At 37.1% G+C, this 16,960-nt stretch carries 10 protein-coding genes; 8 read left to right on the top strand and 2 right to left on the bottom strand.

Features of this window, described 5'->3' with window-relative positions; all coding sequences use genetic code 11:
* Positions 1–218 precede the first annotated feature (218 nt).
* The 4 genes from rlmD to SH601_RS15065 all read left to right on the top strand — a co-directional run bounded on the left by rlmD (position 219) and on the right by SH601_RS15065 (position 7,650).
* Positions 219–1,532, top strand: a complete 1,314-nt coding sequence (rlmD, locus tag SH601_RS15050; protein ID WP_319959150.1) for a 23S rRNA (uracil(1939)-C(5))-methyltransferase RlmD — start codon at positions 219–221, stop codon at positions 1,530–1,532.
* Positions 1,533–1,935: 403 nt separating this feature from the next.
* Entirely contained in the window at positions 1,936–3,420 is a 1,485-nt protein-coding gene (locus tag SH601_RS15055) for a type I restriction-modification system subunit M (protein WP_319959151.1), read from the top strand.
* On the top strand, positions 3,410–4,708 hold the full coding sequence (locus SH601_RS15060) for a restriction endonuclease subunit S (protein WP_319959152.1): 1,299 nt from the start codon (positions 3,410–3,412) through the stop codon (positions 4,706–4,708). The genes SH601_RS15055 and SH601_RS15060 overlap by 11 nt, the downstream gene beginning before the upstream one ends.
* Entirely contained in the window at positions 4,705–7,650 is a 2,946-nt protein-coding gene (locus SH601_RS15065; protein WP_319959153.1) for a type I restriction endonuclease subunit R, read from the top strand. Before SH601_RS15060 ends, SH601_RS15065 begins: the two co-directional genes overlap by 4 nt.
* Before the next feature lie 83 nt (positions 7,651–7,733).
* On the opposite strand, the gene SH601_RS15070 is transcribed toward SH601_RS15065, so the two are convergent.
* Positions 7,734–8,462: a M48 family metallopeptidase gene (locus SH601_RS15070; protein WP_319959154.1), complete on the bottom strand. Its 729-nt coding sequence runs from the start codon at positions 8,460–8,462 to the stop codon at positions 7,734–7,736.
* Between the two features lie 196 nt (positions 8,463–8,658).
* Here SH601_RS15070 and SH601_RS15075 point away from each other — a divergent pair, with 196 nt between their 5' ends.
* Genes SH601_RS15075 through SH601_RS15090 form a run of 4 tightly spaced genes read left to right on the top strand, consistent with a single transcriptional unit; the run spans position 8,659 to position 15,435 of the window.
* Positions 8,659–12,789 carry a sigma factor-like helix-turn-helix DNA-binding protein gene (locus SH601_RS15075; RefSeq protein WP_319959155.1) on the top strand — a complete coding sequence of 1,377 codons (4,131 nt, stop codon included), beginning with the start codon at positions 8,659–8,661 and terminating at the stop codon, positions 12,787–12,789.
* A 3-nt stretch (positions 12,790–12,792) separates the two neighbouring features.
* Positions 12,793–12,990 carry a hypothetical protein gene (locus SH601_RS15080; RefSeq protein ID WP_319959156.1) on the top strand — a complete coding sequence of 66 codons (198 nt, stop codon included), beginning with the start codon at positions 12,793–12,795 and terminating at the stop codon, positions 12,988–12,990.
* Entirely contained in the window at positions 12,987–14,993 is a 2,007-nt protein-coding gene (locus SH601_RS15085; RefSeq protein ID WP_319959157.1) for a DNA sulfur modification protein DndD, read from the top strand. The genes SH601_RS15080 and SH601_RS15085 overlap by 4 nt, the downstream gene beginning before the upstream one ends.
* Before the next feature lies 1 nt (position 14,994).
* The gene (locus tag SH601_RS15090; protein ID WP_319959158.1) at positions 14,995–15,435 is read left to right on the top strand and encodes a hypothetical protein; all 441 of its coding nucleotides are present in this window, start codon (positions 14,995–14,997) and stop codon (positions 15,433–15,435) included.
* A 334-nt stretch (positions 15,436–15,769) separates the two neighbouring features.
* Here SH601_RS15090 and SH601_RS15095 read toward each other — a convergent pair whose 3' ends face one another.
* Positions 15,770–16,918 carry a DEAD/DEAH box helicase gene (locus SH601_RS15095; protein WP_319959159.1) on the bottom strand — a complete coding sequence of 383 codons (1,149 nt, stop codon included), beginning with the start codon at positions 16,916–16,918 and terminating at the stop codon, positions 15,770–15,772.
* Positions 16,919–16,960: the final 42 nt, after the last annotated feature.

The raw sequence follows: 16,960 nt of genomic DNA on the forward strand, positions 1-16,960 counted from the left end.
GTATAGTATATAATGAGAAAACAAAGAACAATAGATAGGAAGTGCCTATGAATAAAAGTAAAAAGAATGGATATAAACCGGGAAAAAAACACAATCAATCGAAAAAAATAAATGGGAAAAAGCGCTCCACACTACCTTCACAAAAGGGCGACAAATCCCAAGGTAAGCCCTCGATAACAAATAAGCGCCAGTCTAAGCAAAAAACGATAACTGCAGAAGTGACCTGCACAGGCCTGACCGATGAGGGTAAAGGTATCGTTCAGTGGCAAGGAAAGCAGCTAGAAGTAGAGCATCTATTGCCAGGTGAAACAGCGGAGATAACCGTATCTACTAGTGGCAGACATGTTCAGGCGGAATTGAAGCGGGTCATTACCTCGTCTAAAGACCGTGTCCAACCACCATGTGCTTACTACTATGAGTGCGGTGGATGCCAATTGCAGCATATGAACGATCAGGCTCAGGAAGGCTTTAAGCAGCAAATTATCGATAATTTGATGAAGCCGTTCGGAAAACCAGAACCGATTGTCACGATGGACCATCCCTATGATTATCGGAATAAGAGTCATACGACATTTGGTCTGAATAAGGACCGACAGATTATTGGTGGGTTATATGCTCAAAATAGTCATCAGCTGATTGCAATGGATCGATGTCTCATTCACGATCCGAAAGCAGACGCGATCTGGCAAACGATTAAGGATATGATGAAGTCGTTTAAAATGCAGCCGTATAATGAAGACACTGGCCGAGGGTTCTTGCGTCACGTATTAGTCAAGGTCGGCAAGGTCAGTGGTGAGATTATGGTCGTATTAGTTGTAGCTTCACCAATTTTTAAAGGGAAGAATAACTTTGTAAAAGCTTTAAGGAAGGCTCACCCAGAGATTTCGACCATCCTCATGAATGTGAATAATCGCAAGACGAGCATGGTTCTAGGTGATCAGGAACAAGTATTATTCGGGAAAGGGACTATAACAGATACCCTTTGTGGAATGAAGTTTGATATTTCCGCGAAATCCTTCTATCAGATTAATCCAGTTCAGACGGAAAAGTTATATACAAAAGCGATTGAAATGGCTCAGTTGACTGGAGAGGAAACGGTAATTGATGCATACTGCGGCATTGGTACAATCGGTCTGATTGCTAGTCAAAAGGCTGGAAAGGTTATTGGTGTCGAGTTAAATAAGGATGCTGTTCGTGATGCAATCCGCAATTCCAAACGCAACGGTGTGAAAAATGCCCGTTTCTATCAAGGAGATTCCGGCGAATTCATGACGGATATGGCTGCACGTGGCGAGAAAGCAGATGTAGTCATTATGGATCCACCACGAAGCGGAAGCGATGAAGCGTTCTTGTCTAGTGTTGTGAAGCTTAAGCCAGAGCGTATCGTTTATGTGTCCTGTAATCCAGTGACACAAGTGCGAGATATGGAATATTTAGTGAAGAACGGATATGAAGTTAAAGGAATTCAGCCAGTGGATATGTTTCCGCAGACTGTGCATGTGGAGAATGTTGTGGAGTTAGTGTTGAAATAAATATGTTTGATTTCAGTTTTTTACCTGCTTGTTTCTCATATATGAAACAGAATAGTCCTTCTGAAAGAAAGTTTTGAATGAGTGTAAAAATCGTATTATCCTTGTAGATGAGAGATTCCTCGTTTCGTAAATGTTTGTGTGGTAACTTACATTTTACACGAGCATCTCTCATTTTTTATGAAAATTCATTCGGGATAAACTAGTTATTCAACGCGCGTGATAGCGAAATACATGGATGGTTCTGCTGGTGCACATTTTAAGCGTGAAACGGCAGAACTGTTCTTATATTGCACCATAAGCAAAAAAAGGGATGAATTGGTAATTTAGTGTAGGTTCTATCTATTCCGCCCTAAATTTGATATATTTATAATATAGGTAAAAAGAAACATACGGAGGTAAAGCAATGTCAAAACTAACTTTGCAACAATTAGAATCACATTTGTGGGAATCAGCTAATATCTTACGAGGAAGTATTGATTCCTCTGATTATAAAAATTACATATTCGGTTTATTATTTTTAAAACGATTAAGTGATGTTTTTATCGAAACTGCGAAAGAAATAGAACGAGAAGAAAACGATGATTATGGTTGGTATGACCGTGACGAACATCAATTCTTTGTGCCAGAGCGAGCTCGTTGGACTCATATTCAAATTCAAACACAAGATATCGGTAATACCATTAACAAGGCTTTTGAAGCATTAGAAGAGGAAAATCCATCATTAGCTGGTGTGTTAGCTAATATTGATTTCAATGACAAAGATAAATTACCTGATAAGTTATTGATGCAGCTTGTACAACATTTCTCATCGATTGATTTAAGTAATGGTAATCTATCGGAACCAGACATGTTAGGCCGTGCTTATGAATATTTAATTAAGCAGTTCGCTGATGATGCTGGAAAAAAAGGTGGCGAATTCTATACACCTACAAAAGTCGTGGAACTGATAGTTAACTTGATTAAACCTGAAGAAGGAATGCGGGTATGTGACCCAACGGCTGGTTCTGGAGGTATGCTTGTACAATCAGTAGATTACATTAAATCACAAGGTGGGGATCCACGCAATTTAACGTTGCATGGTCAAGAGAGAAACTTAAATACTTGGGCAATTGGTAAAATGAATCTACTTTTACATGGGTTAAGTGACCACAGAATTGAACGTGGGGATACGATACGTGAACCTAAACTTTTAGGTGATGATAAAGAACTTCTTTTATATGACCGTGTCATTGCGAATCCACCTTTTTCATTAAAAAACTGGGGCAGAGAAGAAGCAGAAGCCGATGAATATGGACGGTTCCGTTTTGGTATTCCGCCTAAGAATGCTGGAGACTATGGGTTTGTTCAACACATGGTATCTACGCTAAACCACGAAGGGAAAGCTGGTATAGTAATGCCACATGGTGTGTTATTCCGTGGTGGTGCAGAAGGGAAAATTCGTGAAGGGTTGATAAAAGAAGATTTAGTGGAAGCTATTATCGGAATGCCAGCGAATCTTTTCTATGGAGCAAGTATTCCAGCTTGTATCCTAATCTTGAATCGAAATAAAGCTGATAATCAAAAAGGTAAAGTTTTTATATTAGATGGTTCCAATGACTATCAGGAAGGCAAGAATCAAAACATCCTGAGAAACGAAGATATAGATAAAATTGTTCAATCCTATGATGCATGGGAAGACCAAGAGAAATATTGTCGAGTGGTTGACCTAGAAGAAATTGAGGAAAATGACTACAACTTAAACATTGCCCGATACATCGATACAACAGAAGAGGAAGAAGAAATAGACGTTCAAGCAGCATTTAACGATTTGAAAAAGTTAGAGCAAGAACGTGATGAAATAGAAGATAAGATGTATGGGTATTTGAAGGAGTTGGGGTATGGTGAGTAATATGTTTCCAACTGATTGGAAAGTGGAAAAATTAATTGAATTGGGTTTTAGTTATTCTGGTTTGAAAAGTAAATCCAAAAAAGATTTTGACGAAAATGGTAATGCATCATTTGTAACTTACAGAAATATTAATAGAAACTACTTTGTAGATAAGCAGGATTTAGCATCTGTACACGTTAAGTCAACTGAAAACCAAAATGCCGTAGAAAAAGGTGATGTTTTATTCACAGGTTCATCAGAAACACCTGATGAAGTAGCTATTAGTAGTGTTATGGCTTGTGAAATAGATAATTTATACTTAAATAGCTTTTGCTTTGGCTACAGATTTAATGACGTTAATAAAACATTGCCAGATTTCTATGCATACTATTTTAGAGCGGATCACTTCCGAAAAACAGTATTTCCTCTAGCGCAAGGTTCAACAAGATATAATATTTCTAAGAATGAATTGCTTAAAGTAGAAGTGCCTGTACCTTGCAAAAAAGAACAACAAAAAATTGCAGCAATCCTCTCATCCGTCGATGAAGCAATAGAAAAAACAGAACAAATCATCGAACAAACAGAGACGGTGAAAAAAGGATTAATGCAACAGTTGTTGACGAAGGGGATTGGGCATACTAAGTTTAAGAAAACAAAGATTGGTATACTTCCAAGTAGTTGGGACGTTATTAGATTCGATGACTGCTTTCACGAATTTTTTGATTACAGAGGTCGAACACCTAAAAAATTAGGTATGAATTGGGGTAATGGGAATATACCAGCTTTATCAGCAAACAATGTCAAAATGGGGCATATAGATTTTGAAGAGGAATGTTACACGGGTTCCGAGGAACTTTATCAAAGATGGATGTCTAAATCTGAACTAGAACAGGGAGACATACTCTTTACTATGGAAGCTCCTTTAGGTAATGTTGCACAAGTACCTGATAATAAAAAATATATTTTAAGCCAAAGAGTTGTAGCAATTAGACCTAAAGAATTCATCCTAAAAGATTATTTAAGATATTATTTAATGTCCCCTTCTTTTCAAAGTCTTATAAATAGATTTTCAACGGGCACAACTGCAAAAGGTATTAGTCAGAAAAACCTATTTCCGTTATTAGTAGCTATACCTTCTATGGAAGAACAGATAAAGATAGTTAATACTTTATGGAATATGGATGATAAGCTTCTCAATGAAAATAATAAATTGAATAAGTTGGTGAGTATAAAACAAGGCCTTATGCAACAACTATTAACAGGCAAAACTCGTGTTAAAATCAATGAAAAAGAGGAGGTTCCATCATGAGTGAGACCCAAGCTTGGAATGAAGAGGCGTTAGTGGAAAATCGAATGATGGACCAACTTCAGAAGCTAGGCTACATGTACATTCATGGTTCGGAACTGGACAACGAACGCTCTTCTCAAACAGAGGTTGTTTTAAAAGGCCGCCTTCAAGCTGCCATTCAGCGCTTGAATCCATGGATTAATGAAAATAACCTAAACAAAGTTGTTCGTAGCCTTACACATATGGAAGCAACAAGTCTCATGGAGGCAAATCAACATTTTCATGAATTATTAATTAACCAACTATCCGTTCAACAAGATGTTGGCAGTGGCAGAAAGAACCAAACGGTGAAGCTAATTGATTTCGATAATATTGACAACAACGACTTCGTCATCACGAATCAATTCAGTTATACCCATGCGAATGACACGATTCGTCCTGATATTATGTTGTATGTCAATGGACTGCCATTAGTCGTGATTGAATGTAAGAGCCCTGCTTTACCACCTGATGAACAAATCGGACAAGGGGTCAAGCAGTTACGTCGTTACCAACAAGAAAACGAAGCGCTCTTTTATTACAATCAATTCGCCATTGCAACAAGTAATGATCGTGCAAAAGTCGGTACGATTGGTGCAAAAGTACAACACTATAGTGAGTGGAAAGAACCGTATCCTTTATCTGTTCAGGAAATTGGTGAGAACCCAACAGCCCAAGATATTTTAACAACAGGGATACTAGATAAAGAGAGACTCTTGGATATCATTTTAAACTTTATCGTTTATGAACCAGAAGACAGTCGAGTGATTAAGAAAATGGCTCGTTACCAGCAATATAGAGCTGTCAATAAAGCAGTAGAACGAATCCTAATCGGTGAAGACCCACAAACTCGTGGTGGGGTTGTATGGGCAACACAAGGGTCAGGTAAATCATTATCGATGGTCTTTTTATCAATGAAATTACGACGTTTGCAACAGCTAGAAAACCCAGTAATAGTTGTTGTGACGGATAGACAAGACTTAGATACGCAAATAACTGCTACCTTTAAACGATGTGGATTTCCGAATCCGAAACAAGCGGAGTCCGTAGAGGAACTCCAAAAGTTACTGCAACAAGGTCCAGGCTCTACCGTAATGACCTTAGTACAGAAATTCCAAGCAGAAGAAAATGAGGAATATCCCTTACTAACAGATTCAAATAATGTCATCGTATTAGTTGATGAGTCGCACCGTTCCCAGTATAGTTCATTAGCAATGAATATGCGTGTTGGTTTGCCAAATGCTACATATATAGGTTTTACTGGGACGCCGATTGATAAAGAAGACAAAAGTACCGTGCGTACGTTTGGTACATATATTGATAAATATCCTATTGAAAAAGCGGTACAAGATGGAGCGACTGTTCCTATCTTTTATGAAGCGCGATTGGTTGATTTACATGTCCAAGGGGAAACCATTGATACATTATTTGATCGTTTCTTCCGAGATTATTCTGATGAAGACAAAGAACGAATTAAACAAAAGTATGTGACAGAAGAAGCGTTAACAGCATCACCTAAAAGGCTTAAAACCGTTGTTCTGGATATGATTGAGCACTATGAGCGTCATATCCAGCCAAATGGGTTTAAAGCACAAATTGTTACTGTAACTCGTCAGGCAGCTGTCGCCTATAAGAAAATGATCGACGAACTTAGCGACTATGAATCAGCAGTCATTATTTCCAGTGGGCATAATGATTCGGAAGAAATGAAACAGTATGGCCTATCAAGAACGGAAGAAAAAGAACTCATCAAACGCTTTAAGAAGCCTTTAGCTGAAGACAAATTAGCCTTTTTAATTGTATGTGATAAGCTCTTAACAGGTTTTGATGCGCCAATTGAACAGGTTATGTACTTAGACAAACCTTTGAAGGAACATAATCTACTACAAGCTATTGCTAGAACAAACCGAACTTATGATAAAAAGACACACGGATTAATTGTTGATTATTATGGTGTATCTCGTTTTTTAGAAGAAGCACTAGGTATCTTTCATGAAGAAGATATTAAAGGGGCAATGCATCATGTGGATGAGGAAATCCCAAGATTGCAAGCACGCCATCGCAGAGTAATGCAATTCTTTGATTATATTAATAAGAGCGATTTAGAAGCTTGTTTGAAAGTGTTAGAGCCAGATGACATTCGCAATACATTCGATACGTCGTTCAAGAAGTTTTCCGAAAGTATGGATATGATCATGCCAAGTCCTAAAGCTAAAGCCTATGTGGATGATTTAAAATGGTTAGGAAAAGTGCGGAAGTTAGCGAAGTCTCGTTACTACGTTGATGATGGCACGATGGATATATCTGATTGTGGTGGAAAAGTACGTGAACTTATTGAAGAATATGTTTACGCATCAACACCTGAGATTCTCTTTGAGCCGGTAAATATACTCACAGATAAATTTGATGAGAAGTTAGATGAGTTGAAAAGTCCTGAGGCGAAAGCTGCTGAAATGGAGCATGCGATTAAGCATGAGATAAGAATTAAGTTAGATGAGAATCCAGTCAAATATACTTCACTAAGAGAACGGCTGGAACAACTAATCGAACAACGCAAGGCACGACAGTTAACGATTGAAGAACTATTGGAAGAATACCATGCTATCAGAGAAGAAATGATGGGTATGGAACAAGAAAGTCAATCGTTTGGACTAAAGGATGCTAAACAGTTACCGTTTTACCAGTTACTAGAACAGCAAATTCCGGTTGAAATGGAATCAGAAAGTTTAAAAGATTTAACGGAGATCATCACAGACATTATTCAAGACAATGCAGTGATAGATTGGGTAGAAAAAGAAGACGTGAGACGGGAAATGAGAAAGAAACTGAAGAAACAACTTAGAGCAAGCTCCGTTCCTAGTAAACAAGTGGAACAAGTGGCTAGGCAACTAATGGAACTAGGTGAGGTACATTATAAAGCTTAACAAATCTATACTAGAGGCATAACATCGGTAATAGGTGTTATGCCTTTTGTCATATGGAACGTGGAATGTATGTGTTAATAAAGTCAGCCTATACAGTGTAATTCCACACCATGAACTCGTAACCATTCTTTAGCTTCCTTATAGTGAGGAAGCGTTGTTCTGACTAATCGCCAAAATTTCTCGTTATGTTCAGGCACAATTAAGTGTACTAATTCATGAACGATAATGTAATCAATCACTCGCAAGGGCGCCATCACGATTCGCCAATTAAGATAAATGTCACCATTGGGGGTACAAGTTCCCCATCGTTTATGTTGGGTTTTTAACTGTAAAGAACGAGGTTTCACTCCTAACATGGATTGATATTCATTTGCTCGTTCGTTTATCTTTTTCAGTCCATGTTGTCGGTACCATGCAATCAATTTATTCTCGAGTCGATATTGAAGTTGTTCTTGGGACCAACCTCTAGGAACGATAGCAATAAAACGTCCTTGCTTAAATTGAAATGAAACATTTGGTACAGACTCTTTATATACTTTAAGCCGATATTGACGACCTAAATAAGGAAGTTTCTCACCACTAATGAACTCCTTGGGGCGAACGGTTGTATTAACTTCGTCCAGGTCTTGGAGCTTTTGAGAAATCCATGGTGCTTTATTCTGGATGATTGGAATTAACTTTGATTCATCAAGGTTTTCTGGTGTGTATACTTCGACACCATTAACAAGATCAATGGATATTTTAACGTCTTTTCTCGTTTGTTTATAATGGCAATAATGAATAATAGTTGTACCATAATTAATCGTAGGCATAGTATTTACCCTCTTTCTATTAAGCATTTTACATTAGTTTAACCTTTATGACAATTTCTTGTTGCTAAACATAGTGCTGAACTAATCGAAGTACTTAAGTGCAATAAATATCAGTAGAATTCAACAAATTTCAACAAAATTCTTTCTGTTTTTTTGTTACAATAATTATATCTATAAAAAGTAAGAGGTGAACAAATTGAAAGAAGGACTTTTTAGCTTTTGGAAAAAAATTGATCAAAAGTTAGCAGAGCTGGGTCCAGAGATTGAAGATAAAGTATATTCAGACCCACATGCTGTTCTTATAAAAGCGAGAATGTTTGCGGAAAACCTTACAAAATTAGTGAATGAAAAAGAAAATATTCAAGAGGTTTATGATGTAAAGCAGAATGAACGTATACGTAAGCTGCTTCGTAATGGTTTTATAGTAGAGGAAGTTTATGAGCGATTTGATTGGTTGCGTAAAATGGGAAATGAAGCTGCACATGAACCTTCTACAGTGAAGATTGAATCCTCGCTTCAAGCACATCGTTATTTGTATGATATTACGGTGTGGTATATGGAAGTTTACGGTGATTTAGGTTTTAAACCTCCTAAATATGAATTACCTCAAGTGAACACAAATCCAACCATCAATACATCCGAAATTGAATCTGTCATAGAAGAAAGTGTTGGCAAAATGTTGGGGGACAAGTTTGATTCAATGATGGAGCTTGTGAAACAACAGTTAACTAACGTTAATAAAGAAGTGGCTGCCACAACATCTGTGCAACAGGATGCTGAAGTCCAAAAGATAGAAAAAGCAGCAAAGCCGGTTAATCAGAAAATAGCTTTACCAGATTACCTCACTCAGTTAGGGTATGAAGTAATTGATAAACGTAGTAAGAAAGGTGCTTTTTGGGTAATTGGTGGTTGGGAATTGAATAAAGTGTTATTCCCACTGAAAGAGGAAAAGATCTACTTCCGTTTTTCAAAAAAAGGTGGTAAAGCTACTAAAAATCGTCCAGCATGGTTTCTATTGAACAAGACAACCGATGAATTATTTATTCAAAAGAAAGATGATAGTACCGAACTAGAAGAGGTAGTAGTAGAAGAATCGAAAGAGCCTGTTAAAAACAATAAAGAAGTGAAGGTCTTTAATAGAGTAGATTCAATTGAATATTCTCCACTAAATGATACGGAGTTACATGTTCCTGTTCATTTACTAAATGTTACTACATATAAAGGTTCGTTAAAGATTTTTTTGGAAAACTATAAGGCGGATAGTTTACAAGATATCACATTAAATAATCTGCGAGATTATTATAAATCATCCAGAGACGAGTTTTTTAATGTGTTGTTACACCTTGCACTATTTGGTGTGCAAATTAACGGTTCCCTAGCTAAGTTAACTTCCTATCAGATGAATCCTGAGGAAGGGTTTTTAGTGGTGAATCGATTGGAGAAGGATATGTTTCATGACATATTTCCTGCTCATTTCCGTTCCATTCTATCCAAGTTTGGAATTTCAGTGTTATCCGATCTACACCATTTCCCCATCTCCTCATTGAAATGGCTTTTTAAAGATTATGAAGATGAGCTATTGCTAATTTTAGATAAATGTGTTGAACATGTAGTAGAAGAAGATAATGTTCCGACTATAGAAACAGTTATCGAAGAAGAGGTAGTGGAGGGAAAAAAGCTTTTATGTAAGCAAGAAGTACTAGTAATACCTTTAGCCAAACTAGATAAACCACTTAAAATCGAGGATTTCCCTGGTTGCAATCATTTAGTGAGACAGCTTCAGGAACATAACTATCAAACCATTGGTCAGCTTCCTGATGTCCTGGATGGTATTCATACCCAATTTCAAGGTGTTGGCCCAGGAGCAGTCAAAAAGTTTTGGGACCTGTTAAAAGAAGTAGTAAAAGAATCGGAAATCGAAGAAGTGGAACGACCGCAAGGAACCGGAGTTTCTTTTCAAGGGGAAGTCCTTGAATTCAGTGAAGACTTTCAAAAGCAAACTATCAGTGGTGCATATTTACAATCGTTTCAACCACTATTGAATTATTTTTCATCAAAAGGTATAAAAACCTATGGAGAATTACCATATAACCTTATAGAGTTAAATGAAGCGCCTAGAGTTGGGAATGCACGAGTAGAGAAGTTTTTCTATGCATTAAAGTCTGAGGCTCAGAATTTTGAAGAGAGACATGCTTATATTCAGGAACTAAACGATATGACAGAGGAAGAAAAGTGTGTGTTTTTCTTTAATCAATTTGTTGAGAGAATCGAGACGATTATAAGTGATGATGAGCAAAAGAAGCTTCACAAAATTCAGGATCGTTGGATTGATATCATAACTAAACGTTACGAGGAATCGTTGAAGGGATCACATTTAACACTGGAAGAATTGGGCCAAACTTATAATTTAACAAGGGAACGTGTCCGTCAAATTATCCGCAAAATGCTTGAAAGGCTTTCTCATAGTGGAGCTGACTGGATTAAGATAATCACTGAACAGGTAAATAGGACGAAAGTGATCAAAAATGATTATTTAGATAGCAACATTTTTTCTCATTACATAATAAAGGAATGTTTATTGCTACATGATGTTAGATTAATTCATGAAGACAAATTACTAACCAATCTTTCTAGAGAGCAACTTATAGAAATAGAACAAATGGTGCAGAAAAGGCTCCAAGATGAATGGAAAGGGAAGCTTGTAACGGCTGAGGAAGTGAAAGAATTTATTCAATCATGCGATTGTCCACCAATCATTGCAGAGCATGAGGTAAATAGCCGTCTAATGAAATATAGGGAATTTTTCATTCTTAGCGAGTCTACAAAAGCGGACCTTGCTGGCATTGTTCTGCAAGATTATCCTAATGGGGCAGAAGTATATAAAAATGCGGATGAACTCTGTGAGAGAGGCAATTCTATTATTCCCGGAACCTTTAATTCTCACCGAGATTTCGCAGCTATAATAGGTAGAGATGAATTTGAAGATGCCTATTTATGGGGGCGAGGCACTTATATTCATAAGAAGTTTGTCCAAATTCCTTATGAACTTCTTTCAACAATATCAACTTATATTGAGAGTTGGATAGAAGAAAGGGGTTATTTAACAGTAGGCAGAGTATATCAGCAGTATGAGAATGAATTACTAACAGCAAAGGTACCTACCGAATATGCGCTATATGAATTATTGAGAAAACATTCCCCTATCGAAGGAATAAGCTTCAATAAATACCCCCGCATAACTCGTGCGGATGAAGATTTTAAATATAATGGTGAACGTATTATTGACTATATACGAAGAAGAGGGGTATCTGTATCAACAGCGGATATTTATCATGAGTTTGTTGAAACCATTGGCTGGAAGCCATTTACACTACAATTGAATTTATCACAGCTTGAGGAAGTAATCCCAGATTCGCATCAATCCTACACGTTACTCGAATTCTTTAACGATATTTCGAAGGAAAGTTTACTAGCTATTAGTGAGAAATTAGGCAAAAAAATGAAGCAGATTCCATTTGTTCAAATTCGTGGTTTGTATGCTGAAAATGAATCGTATTGTAAGGGTCTGGGCATCTACTCGGCATATGTGCTTTACTACCTACTGAAAAAGCACTTCCACGAGGACTATGTTTTCCCTAGATTTCCGCACATTTTAGCTCATGGAGCGGAGGAAGACAATCCTACGATGAAATCCATTGTTGAAGGTTACCTTCTTGACCAAAATCGGGAAGTGTCACGTGAAGAATTAGTTGATTGGCTTGTTCAAGATGTTGGTGGGCGGATTAATACGGCTGACCTAGTAATATCGAGCAGTGACCAAATATTTTATTATACTAGAGGGCAATTTGGAGAATATGTCCACTCAGAGGTAATTGGTTGGAACGAGGAAAAAGCAGAACAAGTTCGCAAGGTAATCAAACATTCTTTAATAAAGCAGGAAAACAAACCATACGTTTTATCGTCAATGATTGATTTAGATTTATTGCCAGAATTAAAGAATGACCTTCCTTGGACAGAAGATTTGTTAATTGATTGCGTTCGACGCGATGATTTGTTTCAAACATTAGGTTCTATGCATCGAATCTTTACATTAAAAGAACAGCAAGAATTAAACTCAAATACAGATTTCCTTGTTTATATACTAAGGGAAGAGTTCAACGGTGCAGCCAAAATAAATGAGATCGGCAAAGTGCTTCAGCAAAACCACTATACAAGTGATGGGGACATTCTTGCTGAAACATGGAAAGAGATTGAGGACAATAAAACATCAATCAAACTAGTTGGAGATGAAATGATCTCAACTTCACTATTGGGGACGGAGGACTAATAAATGCAAGAGCTGACTTATTTACAAGATAAGGTGCAAAACTTTTTGCAAGATAAGGATGAAGTGACAAGGGATATTGTATTAGCAACAATTAATACGGTTAATCAACGAAATCTTTCCACCGAAGCATTAGCAAAGAAGGTGGATCGTCAAATTGATCAATTGTTAAAGGAAACTAATAAGAAGGGATCCTGGAAATGATTATTCAAACTTTAACTCTTCAACATTTCCGTCAATATTATGGAACACAGTCCATTACCTTTAGCCAAGGTGAGAACGAAGAGCTTGTGACGGTTATTTTAGGAGAAAATGGGCGCGGTAAAACAGGAATTTATCGTGCTGTCATTTTTGGCTTGTTTGGTGAAATGAGGTTAGAGCAGGATTCTGATGATTCTGACCTTATTTTAACTAATACAAAAGCTCTTCAAGAAGACTACCAATCTGAGAAAAAAGGTGTCGAGGCTAGTATTACTATTGAATTTAATCACGAGAATGAAGATTATTTGATGGAGCGAGTACTCTACTCGATCCAAGAAGATAACGGGGAGATTATTGAACGTGTTCAACGTGTGAAGCTTTTGAACAAAACGACAGGATACGTAATAGAAGATGAAACAGAGATTAGCCTATGGATGGATAACATTCTCGATTCAAGAGTGAAGAACTACTTTTTCTTTGATGGTGAGCGAATTGAGCGACTAACTCGTGCGACTGTAGAGCAACGCAACGAAATCTCAACAGGTATTAAAAACCTGCTAAAAATAGACCATCTGTTAAAAGCAAAGGAAGTTCTTGTCCTTCTACAAAAACAGGTAACGAAAGAGCTGCAAAAAACATCCACTGGTGATTATCAGAAAAAGCTGCAAGAAAAAGTTAACTTTGATGATTCTATTGAAAAAATAAGATGGAACAAAGAAAAGATACGGAAATTTATTAGCCAAAATGAGTATGAGATTAATGAGATTGATAGAAAATTAGAAAGTTTTAAAGGCAAACTTTCGGATATTGATAAACGCCGTCAGCTTGAAGACCAGTTAAATAGAGAGGAGCAAGAAGCGGAACACGCTTTTCAACGTCTACAAGAATTTAACTCATTCCTTCCATTTATGCTTGCTAAGGATACGTTATATGCTGTGAAAGCCCAAGTGGAAATGATTATTGGTGACAAGTTGGATGAGGCAAATGCCAGTTTAGATTTGCTAGACAAGCTACTTCATGATTTAACATGTATCTGTGGAACAGCTTTCACTGAAGGATCGGCTGAATATAAATCTCTGGAAAGTTTACGCAAAGTTGCCGGGTATCAAACAGAAAAAGCAGATTACTTTGAATTGAAGGCAAGTATTATGAAACTAATTGGCATACTCGATGACAAAGAAGCACAACTTCAGTATCTCATCCACCAATATGAACGAGAGCAACAAGAAGTGGAAGATGTAAAGGTTAAACTGGATCGTTTAAATAACCGATTAAAAGAGACCAAAATTGAAGATTTAGATCAACTTAATCAAAAAAGGCAATCGCTTATTGAATCAAGAACGAAAGCTAACATGGAACTTCAAACAAATGAAGACGAAATGGAAGAACTTCAATCTAAAAGGTCACAAGTCGAGTTAATTCTCCGAGATTTAAAAGCAAAAAGCGGAGTTCACTTGCAGCTGGTGGAAAAACAAGAGGCATTGGATAAATCAATTGCAGTACTTGATGAGCTTATAAAGGAATTCGAACAAGAGGTTACTTCTGAACTTGAAATCTTATCGACTCAGAATTTGTCGTATTTGCTAGATGAGAGTGGTCAAATGAATATTAAAAAGGTTAAGGTTCAAGGTGATTATTCACTGGAAGTATTAAATACCTATGACCATCCATTCTTAGCAAATATCTCACAGGGACAAAGACAAGTATTATCTCTGAGTTTTATCACAGCTTTAGCGCAAGTAGCTGGTGGAGATCAAGTATTAGAGATGCCGTTATTTATGGATACACCGTTTGGACGCTTATCAGGCAAGCACCAACATAACTTGTTAAGCTTTATCCCAAATGTATGTTCACAATGGATTCTGCTCGTAACAGACCGTGAGTTTGGGAGAGAAGAACAATCACTGTTTGAAGAGCAGAGACAACTAGGCAAGTATTATAAATTAGTCAGTACAGAACCAGGTGTAACACAGATCGTTGAACAACAACTAGTAGGAGGTGTGTAAGATGAGTGAAACTGCTTCTCTACGTGTAAAAGTTCGTAAAGAATACCTTCCATTTTATAAAGATTTAATTCGTAAGAAAATCTTTAAAGAGCACAATGAGTTTTTTACTTTTTGTTGTTCGATTGGAAAAGACAGATATGATGAAAATCGTCAGATACCATTGGTTGAGCTTTGCCATGCTTATACTTTTAAAGAGGATCAACAAACTGTTTTGAGGACACTTGTTTTTAGCAAGACATCCACTTTGTATGCCGAACGTGAGCTATTCGCCATTGCAGAGATGATGGCTGATGCTGGTTTTAATATACTAATGGAAACAGTATTAAGTGATTTGGTCATTATTCATGAAGGTGATCTTAGTCTGAAGCCTGGAATGGAAAGAGATGTTCAATTAGCTCTTTCCAAGTATACTAATGAGGTATTAAATGTAGTACCATTTTAAAAGAAGCGTGGGCATCATTCTCTTATTTCAAAGAAGATGAGTTATTATACTAGGGTGGAGTTGTGTTACCTTTATTTACTAATGTAATTGTTTAGGTAATTATACTATTAGCTTCTCTAACGTTTGGGCTTGCACAGATGTTCTCGGGAATCTCCATCTTCAATTTTTATGTGAAAACAACCCGTAGTGATTGCTACGGGTTATTTAATGTATAGGCATTTCTCTTTTTTATCATCAATAGGCGAGAAGACTTCCACGAATAAAGAATTCTTCGCTAGATATTGCTTCTCTTCGCGAGATAAGTATCTCGCGAAGAAAGCAGGTTTTAATAGAATCATTCCGAATCAACTAATTCCCCTTTATATAGTTTTTTCTTAGAAATAGTTAGATCTAACTGGCGACCAAACTTCTGTAATTGTCGCTCCTCACTGTCTGTGACAATCGATACAACGGTTCCTGATGTAGCCCCTAATCGTCCTGTTCTTCCAGAGCGATGAACAAATTGGGTTGTTTCTTTAGGTAAGTCCATATGAATGACATGTGATAAATCAGGAATATCTAATCCTCTTGCTGCCACATCTGAAGCTAGTAATAGTTCAGCTTTTCCTTCGCGGAATTCTTTCATTGCTTTCGCACGCTCTTGTTTTGTAGAATCACTGTGTAAAACTTCTACATGGATGCCCATGTAGTCGAGTTTTTCTGCTAGTACGGAAAGGGTTGAAATATCTTTAACGAATACGAGCGCTTTGATGTCATGATTACGCACGAGTTTTCGAAGTAGTTCAATTTTATCCCGCGCTTCACAAACAAGATACATATACTCCACATTTGGTCGCTCATCGTCTTCTGTACCTACTTGAATTACTTCTGGACTGTCCATCATTTCTGCTGCTTTTGCTTGAGTAGTCTCAGGTAAAGTTGCGGAAAAGACAAGCATTTGTCTGTCACTCAAGGTGCTTTTTACGATTTTTTCGATAGTAGCTAGATGTTCGGGTACTAATAGTTGATCTGCTTCATCTAATACAATCGTTTTTACTTGATGCATTTTTAATTTTTTCTGATTGATTAGCTCGCTCATTCTTCCTGGTGTGCCAATGACGATTTGTGGTTTCTTTTTCAACTTTTCAATTTGGCGTTTTACGTTTGCTCCACCAATCAGTGTCGTACTTCCAATTCCACTATCTTTTGACCACTCCTGAACTTGTTGATGTATTTGCATCACTAGTTCATGGGATGAGGCTAAGATTACCACTTGCGTATTTTTTAGTGTTGGGTCGATTTGTTGCAAGAGTGGTAATAGGTAAGCTAGTGTTTTCCCGCTACCTGTTGGTGCCTCCGCAATAATATCTTTTCCTTCCGTTATTAAATGGGCTGTATGTCGTTGAATGGCTGTTAGTTTTTCAAACCCGGATTTATTCCAAGCGGTTTGTAGAAAAGGTTTCAGCTCAGGTAATACTTCACTTAATGATTGTGTTTTATTCATGCTTTATGCTCCTTTGATTGCTTCAATTCGTATGTCTCTCTT

The sequence above is a fragment of the Gracilibacillus pellucidus genome (assembly GCF_033949965.1).
Taxonomy (GTDB): domain Bacteria; phylum Bacillota; class Bacilli; order Bacillales; family Amphibacillaceae; genus Gracilibacillus; species Gracilibacillus pellucidus.

Excerpts from the sequence above, each read along its gene's own strand:
- SH601_RS15055 (WP_319959151.1), top strand. The coding sequence starts at position 1,936 with ATGTCAAAACTAACTTTGCAACAATTAGAATCACATTTGTGGGAATCA.
- SH601_RS15060 (WP_319959152.1), top strand. The coding sequence starts at position 3,410 with ATGGTGAGTAATATGTTTCCAACTGATTGGAAAGTGGAAAAATTAATT.
- SH601_RS15065 (WP_319959153.1), top strand. The coding sequence starts at position 4,705 with ATGAGTGAGACCCAAGCTTGGAATGAAGAGGCGTTAGTGGAAAATCGA.
- SH601_RS15070 (WP_319959154.1), bottom strand. The coding sequence starts at position 8,462 with ATGCCTACGATTAATTATGGTACAACTATTATTCATTATTGCCATTAT.
- SH601_RS15080 (WP_319959156.1), top strand. The coding sequence starts at position 12,793 with ATGCAAGAGCTGACTTATTTACAAGATAAGGTGCAAAACTTTTTGCAA.
- SH601_RS15085 (WP_319959157.1), top strand. The coding sequence starts at position 12,987 with ATGATTATTCAAACTTTAACTCTTCAACATTTCCGTCAATATTATGGA.
- SH601_RS15090 (WP_319959158.1), top strand. The coding sequence starts at position 14,995 with ATGAGTGAAACTGCTTCTCTACGTGTAAAAGTTCGTAAAGAATACCTT.
- SH601_RS15095 (WP_319959159.1), bottom strand. The coding sequence starts at position 16,918 with ATGAATAAAACACAATCATTAAGTGAAGTATTACCTGAGCTGAAACCT.